Annotated in this window: 12 protein-coding genes and 1 tRNA gene; 5 read left to right on the forward strand and 8 right to left on the reverse strand. The window is 63.8% G+C overall.

The features are described 5' to 3' along the window. Positions 1–1,190 (reverse strand): type IIL restriction-modification enzyme MmeI (locus RMN99_RS05125; RefSeq protein ID WP_409035232.1); only part of this gene is annotated, 1,190 nt, incomplete at its 3' end. 76 nt (positions 1,191–1,266) lie between these two features. Between RMN99_RS05125 and RMN99_RS14375 the strand changes: the two genes are divergently transcribed. After that, positions 1,267–1,467 (forward strand): hypothetical protein, encoded by a 201-nt coding sequence (locus RMN99_RS14375; RefSeq protein WP_409035233.1) that lies wholly within the window; start codon positions 1,267–1,269, stop codon positions 1,465–1,467. A gap of 78 nt (positions 1,468–1,545) precedes the next feature. Here RMN99_RS14375 and rimO read toward each other — a convergent pair whose 3' ends face one another. Further along, positions 1,546–2,937 carry a 30S ribosomal protein S12 methylthiotransferase RimO gene (gene rimO, locus RMN99_RS05130; protein WP_309622222.1) on the reverse strand — a complete coding sequence of 464 codons (1,392 nt, stop codon included), beginning with the start codon at positions 2,935–2,937 and terminating at the stop codon, positions 1,546–1,548. A gap of 61 nt (positions 2,938–2,998) precedes the next feature. Here rimO and RMN99_RS05135 point away from each other — a divergent pair, with 61 nt between their 5' ends. Then, positions 2,999–3,346 carry a DUF1761 domain-containing protein gene (locus RMN99_RS05135; RefSeq protein ID WP_309622223.1) on the forward strand — a complete coding sequence of 116 codons (348 nt, stop codon included), beginning with the start codon at positions 2,999–3,001 and terminating at the stop codon, positions 3,344–3,346. On the opposite strand, the gene RMN99_RS05140 is transcribed toward RMN99_RS05135, so the two are convergent. The 3 genes from RMN99_RS05140 to serS are packed head-to-tail and all read right to left on the reverse strand — an operon-like array spanning position 3,343 to position 6,241. Beyond that, positions 3,343–4,140, reverse strand: coding sequence for a M23 family metallopeptidase (locus RMN99_RS05140; protein ID WP_309622224.1), 798 nt, complete (start codon positions 4,138–4,140; stop codon positions 3,343–3,345). The genes RMN99_RS05135 and RMN99_RS05140 overlap by 4 nt on opposite strands. 50 nt (positions 4,141–4,190) lie before the next feature. Continuing rightward, positions 4,191–4,955 (reverse strand): 5'/3'-nucleotidase SurE, encoded by a 765-nt coding sequence (gene surE / locus RMN99_RS05145; protein WP_309622225.1) that lies wholly within the window; start codon positions 4,953–4,955, stop codon positions 4,191–4,193. Then, on the reverse strand, positions 4,952–6,241 hold the full coding sequence (serS, locus tag RMN99_RS05150) for a serine--tRNA ligase (RefSeq protein ID WP_309622226.1): 1,290 nt from the start codon (positions 6,239–6,241) through the stop codon (positions 4,952–4,954). Before serS ends, surE begins: the two co-directional genes overlap by 4 nt. A 100-nt stretch (positions 6,242–6,341) precedes the next feature. On the opposite strand from serS, the gene RMN99_RS05155 reads away from it, so the two are divergent. Beyond that, complete coding sequence (locus RMN99_RS05155) at positions 6,342–7,769, forward strand: hypothetical protein (RefSeq protein ID WP_309622227.1); 1,428 nt, start codon at positions 6,342–6,344, stop codon at positions 7,767–7,769. A gap of 17 nt (positions 7,770–7,786) precedes the next feature. Here the strand turns inward: RMN99_RS05155 and RMN99_RS05160 are convergent. Further along, a tRNA-Val gene (locus tag RMN99_RS05160) sits at positions 7,787–7,861 on the reverse strand. Positions 7,862–7,935: 74 nt separating this feature from the next. Between RMN99_RS05160 and RMN99_RS05165 the strand changes: the two genes are divergently transcribed. Continuing rightward, positions 7,936–8,223, forward strand: coding sequence for a DUF3297 family protein (locus RMN99_RS05165; RefSeq protein WP_309622228.1), 288 nt, complete (start codon positions 7,936–7,938; stop codon positions 8,221–8,223). A gap of 49 nt (positions 8,224–8,272) precedes the next feature. Here the strand turns inward: RMN99_RS05165 and RMN99_RS05170 are convergent, their stop codons facing one another. Further along, complete coding sequence (locus RMN99_RS05170) at positions 8,273–8,911, reverse strand: CHAP domain-containing protein (protein ID WP_309622229.1); 639 nt, start codon at positions 8,909–8,911, stop codon at positions 8,273–8,275. A gap of 115 nt (positions 8,912–9,026) precedes the next feature. Between RMN99_RS05170 and der the strand changes: the two genes are divergently transcribed. After that, a complete protein-coding gene (der, locus tag RMN99_RS05175) occupies positions 9,027–10,427 on the forward strand; it encodes a ribosome biogenesis GTPase Der (protein ID WP_309622230.1) in 1,401 nt (466 codons plus the stop codon). A 195-nt stretch (positions 10,428–10,622) separates the two neighbouring features. Here der and RMN99_RS05180 read toward each other — a convergent pair whose 3' ends face one another. After that, positions 10,623–12,917, reverse strand: coding sequence for an autotransporter domain-containing protein (locus tag RMN99_RS05180; RefSeq protein WP_309622231.1), 2,295 nt, complete (start codon positions 12,915–12,917; stop codon positions 10,623–10,625). Positions 12,918–12,940 lie beyond the last annotated feature (23 nt).

Consider the following 12,940-nt stretch of genomic DNA (forward strand, 5'->3'; position numbering starts at 1 on the left):
CGGGGAGGATTTGCGATCCCATCCCATTCCGCCTCCAGCACATCCATGATGGTGGCCTGGACCAGACGCTCGACATAAGGACGCGGGGTATAGTGTGCGCCCAGCTTGGCGCGCTCGGTTGCGGTCAGCGCCTGTTCCAGCAGAGTGCCAAAGATCGCCGGTTCAACCTTGGTCCAATCGGCCCTAGCCGCTTCGAGCAGTTCACCGCGATCGGCATTCGATAGCCCGAAGGTTTGCGCAGAGGCGAACAGCCCGCCGTTGAAATAGCGGATGTCTGCGCCAATCGCCGAAGCATAGCGATCGCCGTCGCTGCGGCCCATCACCTTCCACAGCTGGCGCAGCTCAGGCTCGAACGCGGCTTCGTTGCTGACCGCCTTTTCCAGGAAGGCGGTGAAGCTGGCCTTGGGCAGCAGCCCGACATCTTCGGCAAACATGCAAAAGATGATCCGCATCAGGTACAATGCGGTCTCTTCGATCGCCAGGCTGCGTTCGCTGTCGGAGGATTCAAGCGTCTTCTGCTTTTGCAGGCCCTCCAGCCATTTCGATACGTCGGCCAACCGCCGGGCGATGCCGCGCGAAACTTCGGCCGAGCGGGCGCGCGGATCGACACTGGACGGGTTGGTCCAGATCGCGGCGAACAGCGCGCGGGTTTCCGCCTCCTCAAAACGCTGCAGTTCGAAGCGGTAGCTGTGCTGATCGGGAAAATGGCCATAGCCGCGGCCGTTGCCCGACCAATCGAAATACAGCTCAAACGCGCGGCCAACATCGCAGACGATCAGGAACGGCGGCCAGGGGTGGTTCCCGGGCAGGTTCACGGCATAGCGTTTGGCCTGGGCCAAAGCATCGCGCATCAGCTTGTCATAGCGCGCGCCAGAGGGGGACCGGGGCGCCGAATTTGGTGCGTCGAACAGTTCGGGCTGGTTGCGGCTGGCGGCCGGCAGTTTGGACTGCTTGGCTTCAAGAATGAAGCTGCCCTGCTTGTACAGGTCAATCGCGCCGGTGTAGCCGCCCGCACCGCCGCCCGCCACCGGGCCTTCGAACTGATAATCGCCCAGCACGCCGCCAGCGGCGACGCCGGGCACCGGCAAATCCAGCGCGGTGCAGAAATCGTTGATGAACTGGCCATAGTTGGCGCGTTCAGCGCCGCCCTTTACGCCCAGCCATTTGGTGATGAATTCCTGCGTGTTCACACCGCGTTAGTGCCGCTGGACCGCAAACTAAGCAAGGGGACAGGACAATGCTTCGACAAGCTCAGCATGAACGGGTTTGGATCGCAGATTTTCCTACACCGCTGCCGCCTGCTACAATTGCGGCCCGCGCTTTCCTGTCGTTGACCCCGCAGTGCGCACCCATCGCCTGTGCAGCCATTCCTGCAGGCAGTCTTGCGGCGTGATTTCCGGCAGTTCCGATGTAACTGCGATGCTTTTTCTGGCCGGGCAGCGCACAAGCTCCACCTTTTTGGCATAACGCATTGAACAAGAACGCTAAAATATCCGGACAGCAAGTGGACTCGGTGTCAACTGTGTCAACTTGCCGCGCGCAGGGTCAGACGATCACCCCGAACAGGTCGTGTTCGTCAGCGTCTTCGACCTCTACGGTAACGAAATCGCCTGGCCTGGTGCCGGCGGGCACATCGCGCAAATAGACTGCGCCGTCGATTTCAGGGGCGTCGGCCTGGCTGCGGGCGGTGGCGCCGATGGCGACGTCCCCGAATGCGTCAGCTTCGGGCTCACCGATCTCGTCGATGATCGCGCGCACGGTCTTGCCCACTCTGGCCTGCAGTTTGGCCGCGCTGATCGCCTCGGTCTTGGCCATGATCCTGGCGTAGCGCTCTTCTTTCAGCGCCTCAGGCACCGGATCGGGCAACATATTGGCGGCCGCGCCTTCGACTGGTTCGAAGCGGAACGCGCCGACCCGGCCGAGCTGGGCTTCATCGAGCCAGTCGAGCAGATACTGGAAGTCCGCCTCGGTCTCGCCCGGGAACCCGACCACGAAGCTGGAGCGGATCGTGATATCGGGGCAAATCGCGCGCCAGGCCTTGAGCCGTTCAAGCACCTTGGCCTCGTTGGCCGGACGTTTCATCGCTTTGAGCACCGATGGCGCGGCGTGCTGGAACGGGATGTCGAGGTAGGGCGTGATCAACCCTTCGGCCATCAAGGGGATCACTGCATCGACGTGCGGGTAGGGGTAAACGTAGTGCAGGCGGACCCACGGCGTATCGCCCTCGGGGGTGCGCAGGCCGCCCAGTTCGCGGGCGAGATCGGTCATGTGGGTGCGGACCGGGCGGTCCTTCCACTGGCGCTCTTCGTGGCGGACATCGACCCCGTAAGCGCTGGTGTCCTGGCTGATCACCAGCAATTCGCGGGTGCCGGCAGCGACCAGCTTCTCAGCCTCGCGCAGTACCGCGTCGATCCGGCGGCTGGCCAGTTTCCCGCGCAGGGTGGGGATGATGCAGAACGCGCAGGCGTGGTTGCAGCCCTCGGAAATCTTGAGATAGCTGTAGTGACGCGGGGTTAGCTTGATGCCGCCATCGTCGGCAAATGCCTGCGGGACGAGGTCGATGTAAGGGCCCTGACCCGGAGGCGCAGCCTCATGCACCGCTTCGACCACGGCTTCATACTGATGCGCGCCGGTGACAGCGAGCACCGCAGGGAACTTGGCGCGGATCAGTGCGGCCTCATTGCCCATGCAGCCAGTCACGATCACCCGCCCGTTTTCGGCGATCGCCTCGCCAATCGCGGCCAGACTTTCCTCCTTGGCCGAATCGAGGAAGCCGCAGGTGTTGACCAGCACCACATCGGCGCCCGCGTAATCGGGCGACATCGCATAGCCATCGGCGCGCAGCTTGGTGAGAATGCGCTCGCTATCGACCAGCGCTTTGGGGCAGCCAAGGCTGACCATGCCGATGCGCTTCTGTTCGGGAATCTGCGTTGCCATGGCGGGCGCCCTTACACCGGACGGAGCGAAAGTGCTACTGCTGCGAACGAAGGAGAAGGCGATGGGCATTACTGACTGGCTGGGCATCGCGGTGGCGGCGGCGGCGGGGGAGGTGGTTCTGGCCACGATGCGGGTCAGCGGTTGGCGCAATCCGGTCCTGCCGATCGCGATGCTCGTGTCTGCCGCGATGCTGGGTCATGCGTTCCAGCGGATCGGAGAGGCAACGCTGGCCGCCAAGCCGCACCTTTACGCGATGCAATCCGGCGGGCTCGCCCTAGCCTTCGTCATCCCCGCCTTGTGGATTGTGGGCAGCCGGCAAGGGATCAGCGTGCGCGAAATATGGCGCGACTGTGCCGGCTTCCTGATTGCCTACCTGGCCATGGGCGGGGTGTTCTGGCTGTTGACCTAGCGCTTCGGCTTGGGTCCTGGCAGATAGCGCGCCGGATCCTGCGCCAGTTTGTTGCGGCGCACTTCGAAGTGAAGCTGCGGCACTTCGGCCAGGCCGGTCTGCCCGACCAGGCCGACCCGTTCACCGGCCCTGACCTTGTCGCCCACCTTGACGGTGATCTTGTCGAGATAGCTGTAAGTCGTGGTCCAGCGCCCGGCGTGCCAGATGATTACGGTCAGCCCGTATTCGTCCGGCCCCGGTCCGGCGAAGATCACCTTGCCCGCCGCAGAGGCGCGAACGGCGGTGCCGGAAGGCGCAAGGATATCGATCCCGTCATGCCCGGTCTGGCCTTGCTTGGCGGCCATGAACGCGCGGCGAACCTTGCCCTGGACCGGCCAGGCAAAGCCCGGCGCGGCGGTATCGGGCAGCCCGGCGTCAGGCTCGGTCGAAATCGAGGGGACGGGCACTGCGGAAACCGCTTTGGCCGAAACGGTGGGGATCGCCAGCTTTTGCCCGGCTTTCAGTTTTGCGTCGGGCTTGATCGCGTTAGCTGCAGCGATCGCGCTCCACGGCACGCCATAAGTCATGGCAACATCGAACCCGGTTTCGCCGTCTTTCACAGTGTGGCTGCGGCGGCGCGGGATGATCAGCTTTTGCCCGGCCTTCAGGGCATAAGGGGCTTTCAGGCCATTGGCTTCGATAATCAGCACCCGGGGCACTTCGGCGCGGGCAGCAATTCCACCCAGCGTTTCGCCCGGTTGAACCACGTGAACGGCTTCGGTTTTGGGCTCGGGCTTGGCGTCCTGGGCCAACATCGGGGCGGCGGCGAAAACCGCCAGAGCAAGGGCAAAGGCCCCCGCGCGGTTCATCCCGCGAACCGCGTCGCCAGCTCGCCGAGCGAGCCTTCGTGAGTCAGGTCCAATTGAAGCGGCGTCACCGATACGTACCCATCCTGAATAGCCTCAAGGTCGGATGCATGGCCGGGCGTCTGCTCGATCCCATGCAGGCCGAACCAGTAATACTGATACCCGCGTGGATCGGTTCCTTCAACCAGCGAACCGCGCGCATAATCGTGAAATCCTTGACGAACAACGCGAATTCCGTGGACATCATGCGCGGGCAGGGCCGGAAAGTTGACATTGACCAAGGTGCGCGGAGCAAAGGGTGCATCCAGCAACCGGGCCAGCACCTTGGCTCCCCAGGCCTCGGCAGCGGCGAAGGGCACGTCATCGCCCATCCCTTCCTTGGCGTAGACCTGGCTCAGCGCGATCGAGGGGATGCCTGCCAGCGCGCCTTCGATCGCGGCCGAAACGGTGCCCGAATAGGTCACGTCATCGCCCAGATTGGCGCCGCGGTTGACGCCCGACAGGATCAGATCGGGCTTGCCCGGCAAAACCTTGCGCAGCGCCATCATCACCGCATCGGTTGGGGTGCCCGAAACCGCAAAGCGCCGCTCATCGTACTGGCGCAACCGCACCGGGCGGTTCAGCGTCAGCGAATGGCCGGCGCCCGACTGTTCCTCAGCCGGTGCAACGATCCAGATGTCATCCGAAAACTGCCGCGCCAGTTTTTCCAGGACTTCGAGCCCGGGAGCATGGATGCCATCGTCGTTGGTGAGGAGGATTCTCATGCCGGAACCAGCGCGGAAAGCCCGCCCATGTAGGGCAGCAGTACTTTGGGCACCGCGACCGAGCCGTCCTCCTGCTGATAGTTCTCCAGCACCGCCACCAGGGTCCGGCCGACCGCCAGGCCCGAGCCGTTGAGCGTGTGGACGAATTCCGTGCCCTTGCCGCCCCCAGAGTCATTGGCGGGCCGGTAGCGCGTGTTCATCCGCCGCGCCTGGAACGCGCCGCAATTGGAGCATGAGCTGATCTCGCGGTAGGTGTCCTGACCGGGCAACCAGACTTCAAGGTCATAGGTTTTCTGCGCGCCGAAGCCCATGTCTCCGGTGCACAGCAGCACCTTGCGGTAGGGCAGCTCCAGCGCCTGCAGGATTGATTCGGCCGCGGTGGTCATGCGTTCGTGTTCAGCGGCAGAGTCCTCGGGCCGCACCACGCTGACCAGCTCGCATTTTTCGAACTGGTGCTGGCGGATGTAGCCGCGCGTATCCTTGCCCGCCGCGCCGGCTTCGCTGCGGAAGCACAAGGTGAGCGCCGTCATCCGCAGCGGCAGCGCGGCTTCACTCAGGATCTGGCCCATCACCGAGCTGGTCAGGCTGACCTCGGCGGTCGGGATCAGCCAGCGACCATCGGTGGTGCGGAACGAATCTTCGGCAAATTTGGGCAGCTTGTCAGTGCCATACATCGCTTCGTCGCGGACCAGCACTGGCGGGTTGCATTCGGTGTAGCCATTGGTGCCGGTCTGGTGATCGAGCATGAACTGGCCCAGCGCGCGTTCCAGCCGGGCCATTGCCCCGCGCAGGAAGGTAAACCGCGCGCCTGAAATCAGCGCACCGGTTTCGAAATCGAGCCCGAGTAAAGGGCCGAGATCGGCGTGTTCCCCGGGCGGGAAATTGAACGTGCGTGGGCTGCCCCAGCGGCTGACTTCGATGTTGTCGGCCTCATCCGCGCCTTCGGGCACATCAATAGCGGGCAGGTTGGGAATGATCGCCAGCACATCGCTGAGGCGTTGGGTCAAATCCTTCTCTTCGCCTTCGAGCGCGGGGAGGGTGTCTTTGAGGCTCGCCACTTCGCCCTTCAGCCGCTCTGCCTCGTCCTTGTCGCCGCGCCCCATCGCTGCGCCGATCAGCTTGGACGCCTCATTGCGGCGGTTCTGCGCCTCCTGCATCCGGGTTGCCACCAGGCGCCGCTTGGCATCAAGCGCCAGAATCGCAGCCGATTGCGGCTCCAGCCCGCGCCGGGCCAGGCCAGCATCGAACGCTTCGGGGTTTTCGCGGATGGATTTGATATCGTGCATAGTGCGGGCGCTATGCCGCGTCGGCGGGAGGCGTGCAAGGCCGGGACAGGCCCAAGAGTTCACTTGTCCGTAACGCCCCGCACTGCATAAGCGGTGCGGTATGCAGCGCCCCCTTGCCTTGACCCTTGCCGCACTGGGCGGTCTTGCCGCAGCAGCGCTCGCGATGGCGCAGGGCAAGCCCGCGCCGCGCATTGCGCCGCAAGATGTGGTGAGTGCGACATCGCCGGTCCAGCCAATCGCGCCGCAGCCCACTGCGGCCAATTCCTATCCGTTCTACATGCCGATGCAGGGGCTCAAGCGTCCGGTCGTCAAGATGTTCGTCAAATGCGAAGCCTCGCGCCGCGCCGGTAAGGAAGTCTATGCCGGGGCCAGCGCGCAATCGATCGGCGGACGGGCCGAGGGCGGCTATGAAATCATCTTTGAGGCGAGTGACAGCGCCGGTAACCCGTGTGTCTATCCGTTCTACCCGTGGTTGCCGCAAGTGGTGGGGTCGCTCGACCACACGCAGTATATCCTGCGCTCGTCGGTGCCGGGCCGGCAGGTAACCTTCCGCACCGCTGACCAGTGGGCCACCATCAACCTGCGCCTGTTCGATTTCGGCCGCCAGCGCGTCCATTTCGAAATGAGCGACATCGCGCTCGATTTTCCGGGCGCAGTCCAGCCCAAGGGCGGGCTCCATCTGGAAACGTTCGGCGGGCAGGCCCCGGGGCTGTTCACCGCGGTGATCCGCCGCTCCAAGGTGTTCGGCGGCAAGAACGGGCTGTTCGTGCCCGGCGGCCAGACCATGCTTTATATCGAGGACAGCGAGTTTTCGGGCAATGTCGGCAGCAACGTCGATCAGGAACACACCACCTACATCAACGGTATTCTCGTCTCGCACTTCAGGAATTGCGTGTGGCGCGGGCAGCACGGCTGGCAGGATGTGGCCAGCGGCCACCAGCTGAAAGACAAGGCCTACCTGCGGGTTTACGAAAACGTGACCGTGACGAACACGCCTAACGGTTCCGCGCCTTCGGCCATGCCCTTGGTCGACATCTCGGCGATGGGCTTTACCTGGGCCAACAATCTGACGCTGAAACGGCTGGCTTCGGCGCAGGCCCCGCGTGATGCCCTGGTCGATCTGCGCAGCGAGATCCTTTATGGCGGGCAGGGGATGTATCCGTGGAACCCGCTGGTCGATGGATCATGGCGGATGCCCGCGCAGGCGCTGGGCGTGCTGGACAAGGTCTACCTCTCGGTATTCTTCAACACCCGCGTGGAAAGCTTCCGCAGCGAACCCTTTGTTTTTGCGCTGCGCCCGCAAGGTACCGGGCTTAACCCCGGCACTACGATGATCAATGGCAACGAACTGACCGCGCCCGCGCAGCAGCGCGAAGTTTCGCTGGCTTTCAACACCTCTGGGCGGTTCAGCAAGGTCTATGGCCGCCCGGGCTGGGCCTTCGTCAACCCGATACTTCCCGCCAATGCCCGGTGGGTGAGCGACCGCGATATGTTCATCCGGCATGCGCTAGGCCTGATTGGCCGCTGATTTCCAGGAGCAGGAAGTGGTGGGCGCGGCAGGGATTGAACCTGCGACCCCACCCGTGTGAAGGGTGTGCTCTACCACTGAGCTACGCGCCCACTTCCAAGACCGGCGCCATTAGAGGGCCTTCTGCGAATTGACAAGGCTGCAATCGGGCCTAGAGGCGCATTTCATGAGCGATGACATCACAACCGGTACCGACGTGCCGCCCGACCATCTGGCGATCAACCCGCGCAGCGCGCATTTCGATGCTGATGTGCTGCAGCGCGGGGTGGGCATCCGTTTCAAGGGCACAGTGCGGACCAATGTCGAGGAATATTGCATTTCCGAAGGCTGGGTCCGGGTCCAGGCTGGCAAGACCATGGACCGCAAGGGCCAGCCGCTGACGATCAAGCTGACCGGTCCGGTCGAAGCCTGGTACGAAGACCTGGGTGACGACGCCCCGTTAGCGAAGGCTTGATCTAAAAGGCCCCCCCCATTTGCGCTTTGCGAAAATGGCGAGGATCTTGCTACCAGCCCATCTTCGCGCCGATGATATCGGCGATCGGGTCCTTGCTGCGGCGCTTTGCAGCGCTTTTCGCCATGGCTGCGGGCTTGGGCGCGGCGGAGCGGGCGGTAACTTCGCCGCTACCCGGCTTCACCGGATAGATGAAGCCCTGCACCGGCCAGTGCGAACCGCCCAGCGCGCCGATCGGCGCGTACCAGATGCGCACTTCGCTCCAGTCGTTGGTGGGCGATACGTCGATCACTTTGACATTGTCCTCGATCTGGCCGCGGCGGCCGTCGATCGGGCTCCAGTTGGCATGGCGGACCAGGATGGTGCGGGCATCGAGGATCCGGCTGACCGCAGCAACGTGGCCCAGCCGCGAATTGCCATGCGGGCGCAGCGCCATCACCGCGCCGATCCTGGGCAGGTAACCGCGGGCATAGCGCCCCCTGGCCTGGCTCCACCAGGTCCAGGCATCGCCATAGATCTGGATGCCCGAAACCTGCCGCGCATAAGGCACGCATTGCAGGTAGGGCGGCAGGGTGGAGGCCCCACCGCCCAAGGCTGCAATATCGTTCGGGAATGCGGCGCGCGCGCCAATCGGGTTTGCGGCGATGCCCGCCGCGAAAACCGCTACTGCCAGGAGAACTCTTACCCTCATGACCGGTGTGTTTAGGGTGACTTGGTTATTTCGGGCCTGCGCACTTTGGTTAACGGCGCGGCAACACATTGCCACACAGCTTGCAAATAATCGCCGCCCGGCGCAGGGGGCGGCAATGGCGCTCCCGCAAGTTATCATCATCGGCCGTCCCAATGTCGGCAAGTCCACGTTGTGGAACCGGCTGGTCGGCAAACGCCTTGCCCTGGTCGACGATCAGCCCGGGGTGACGCGCGACCGCCGCTTTGGCGAGGCGCACCTGCTCGGCCTCGATTTCATCATCGTCGATACGGCCGGCTGGGAGGATGAGAATCCGAGCAGTCTGCCCGGGCGGATGCGCCAGCAGACCGAAGCCGCGCTAGTCGGCGCCGATGTCGCCCTGTTCGTGATCGATGCGCGCGCCGGGCTGACCCCGCTTGATGAAGAAATCGGACGCTATCTGCGCGAAAGCTCGGTGCCGGTGGTGCTGATCGCCAACAAGGCCGAAGGCAAATCGGGCGATCACGGGGTCTACGAATCGTTTTCGCTGGGGTTCGGCGATCCGATCCCGTTCTCGGCCGAACACGGCACCGGGATGGCCGATCTGTTCGAGGAACTGCTGCCGCTGCTTGAGCCCAAGCAGCCCGATGGTGAAGAATTCGAGCCGTTTGATGAGGACGACGAGGAAGCGCTCAACGCCGCGCCGCTCAAGCTGGCGATTGTCGGGCGGCCCAATGCCGGTAAATCGACGTTGATCAACGCCTACCTCAAGGAAGACCGGCTGCTGACCGGGCCCGAGGCCGGGATTACCCGCGATTCGATCGCGATCGACTGGGAATGGACCGATCCCGACAGCCGCGAGAAACGCGCCGTGCGGCTGATCGATACGGCCGGCATGCGCAAAAAGGCGCTGGTCATCGACAAGCTGGAAAAGCTGGCGGTGGCCGATGCCCGCCACGCGGTCGATTTTGCCGAAGTGGTGGTGCTTTTGCTCGATGCCACCCGCGGGCTGGAGCACCAGGATCTGAAGATCGCCAGCATGGTGCTGGAAGAGGGCCGCGCGCTGATCATCGCGGTCAACAAGTGGGACGTGGCCGGCAAAGACGCCGCCGAAGATGCCTCGACTCTGTTCAACGGGATCAAGACCGCGCTCGAAGACGGGCTCAGCCAGGTCAAGGGCGTGCCGGTGCTGACCGTTTCGGCGCGCACCGGCAAGGGGCTTGATACGCTGATCAAGGTGGGGTTCGAAATCCGCGCCGCCTGGTCAAAGCGTGTACCCACCGCGCTGCTTAACCGCTGGTTCGACGAAGCACTGGAAAAGAACCCGCCGCCCGCACCCGGCGGCAAACGGATCAAGCTGCGCTATATCACCCAGGCCAAGACCCGCCCGCCGGGCTTCGTGATCTTCGGCACCCGGCTGGATGCGCTGCCCGCCAGTTATGAGCGCTATCTGGTCAATTCGATGCGCCGCGATCTGGGGTTCGATGCGGTGCCGGTGCGGCTCAACCTGCGCAGCCCGAAGAACCCGTTCAAGAAATAGAGCCAGCATCTGTTCCACTGACGTGGAAGCAACACCGGCCCGCTCCCCCTCCTGGCCACCCATTCATAGGTACTCTTGTGGGTGGCCGGGACGGAGAGCGGGCCGGTCTTGTCTGTTTCAGTTTCACTGAAACAGCCTCAAACGCAAAACGGCCCCGCCGACCGAGGTCGGCAGGGCCGCTGCATGGGTTCAGGATCAGAACTGCAGGCGGATGCCGGCCACCACGCCGTGGCTGGTCAGATCGTCGCGGAAGGTGCCCTGGTAGGCCACGAACAGCCCGCCTTCGTCGTTCGACACCCAGTTAAGCCCGGCGTCGATTTCGACCGCGTCCTTGCCCGCGCCGCGCCCGGTTACCGAAAATCCGGTTCCGGTGACATCGACGAACGAGGCGGTAATCGTGTCTGACGGCGCGGTGCCGATCAGGTTGCGATAGGTCCCGCGCACGAACGGACGCCAGTTGCCGGTGGTGCGGGTCAGCGTCGCCCCGGCGATTAGATCGGTGCGATCAGCCTTGATCTTGTTCACCGCAAGATTGGCCGAGGTGGCGCCATCTTCGGTGAAAGCGTCGATCGAACCGCGGTGTGCCTGGACCCCGACGAACGGCTTGAAGCCGATCCCGCCGCCATCAAGATTGGCCCCCAGCGTGGCCGTACCGGTCAAAAGCTGGCTGTTGGCCTTGGCCGAGGCGGTGCGGGCGGCGCTGCCGAAGTTGATGGTCTTGACCGAAGAGAACTTGCCGAGCTGGTAATCGACGATCGCATTGGCAACCAGCGGCCCCAGCTTGACCGAGCCGTAAGCGCCGATCTGATAGGCCGTATCCTTGCCGTCCAGCGATCCCGGCGCATACTTCAGTGTGCCCTTGGCATAGCCCAGCGCGATCCCGGCGACATAGGTGGGCCCCGAGAAATCATAGCCGCCGGCGATGTTCATCCCGGTGTTCTTGGTCTTGTCGGTGCCGGTCACCGTGCTGTTCAGCGCCTGCATCCCGAAGTTTACCCACCAGCCCTTCTGGGGCTCTTCACCGTGGTAATCGTCCATCCGCAGCGAAACCTGCCGGTGGAACATGCTGGCATGATCGCGCATCGAAGTGGCATAGGCGAGGTAACCGGCCGGGCTGATCGAATCGAAGAACACCTTGGCCTGAGCGGCGGTCATCACGTCAACCGCGCCCACCAGCCGTGCAGCATCGCTGGTCAGGTGGGTATCGGCATAGGCCACGAACGGCTGGAACGCGGTGGCAATCGCCAGCTGGTTGGCCGTGGCGCCTGTGCCCAGCCCGGTGGCATAAGTGGCGGTGCGCTGCACCTGCAGCTGATAGGCCTGCTGGCTGCCCGATATGGTCACCACGCCGATCGGCACGAAGGTGATGAAGGTCAGCTGGTTGCCGGTGACCGCCGCGAAAGTGCCGGTAACCCCGGTATCGCCGATGACCACATTGTAGGTCGAATTGGTGGGATAATACCCGTTGATCACGGTGAGGGCGAGCGTGCCGCCAAGATTGGCCGTACCCGTGGTGCGCAGCTGGCTGAACGTGGTTCCGGCGATCGGGCCGGCGGATCCAGGAACGCCGATCGTGATGCCCAGCGTACCGGCCGCGCTTTGGGTGTAGTTGCCATTGACGGCCAGCGTGCCGACCGAATTGGTGGTGCCAAGGTTGAGGCGGCCTGTGTTGGTGAAGCTGGTGCCGGCCGAGGTGAAGGCACCGATCAGCGATGCACCGTTGAGCGTCATCGTGCCGGCATTGTTGACCGTGGTTGCATCGCCGGTGCTGATCGCGCCGGTAAAGATTCCGGCCGCCTGATTGACAATGCTGACCGTACCACCGGCCGCCTGCTGGATCACGTTGCCGGTGAACTTGCCCGAATTGTCGAAGTTGAGGTTGCCGCTGCCGGTGACGTTGCCAAGGAACCCGAAAGCGGTGTTCTGGTTGGTGAAGCGGCTGACATTGGCGCCCAGGCTGGGCCCGAAAGCAACGTTGCCGGTCACCACCACAGGGGAGGCAGCGGTGTTGGTGAAAGTGCCGTTGCTGCCAAAGCGCGCGGCGTTGAACCCGGCGGATACAGTCAGCGTGCCGTTGTTGATGAAGGTCGAATTATCGCCCAGCACCACGCCTTCGGTGCCGCTGGTGACGCCCGGCTGGATGAATTTGCCGGTGACCGAATTGGTCACGCTGCTGTTCGCGCCGACGGTCAGGATCGGGCTTCCGGCGACGCCGTTGAAGGTGCTGTCATTGGTGGTGGTGGAACTGGCACCAAGCACCATCGGTCCGGTGACCGTACCGGCGGTCTGGGCCGTCAGGGTGACGCCGGTGTTGGTGTTGACATAGGGGCCAGAGGTGCCCGAGCAAGTGACGATGAGGCCACTGCCATCGGCGACGCAATCGGCCATCGCGGGGCTTGCCGCAGCCGCACAAGCAGCCGCCAGCGCCAGCGCCAGGGGGCGGTTTACGTGGCTCGATGAAAATGCCTGCGAAATCCTCATGGTCGTCATTAAATTGCCCTTTCTTGCTGGCC

This window comes from Novosphingobium sp., assembly GCF_031417815.1.
GTDB lineage: Bacteria > Pseudomonadota > Alphaproteobacteria > Sphingomonadales > Sphingomonadaceae > Novosphingobium.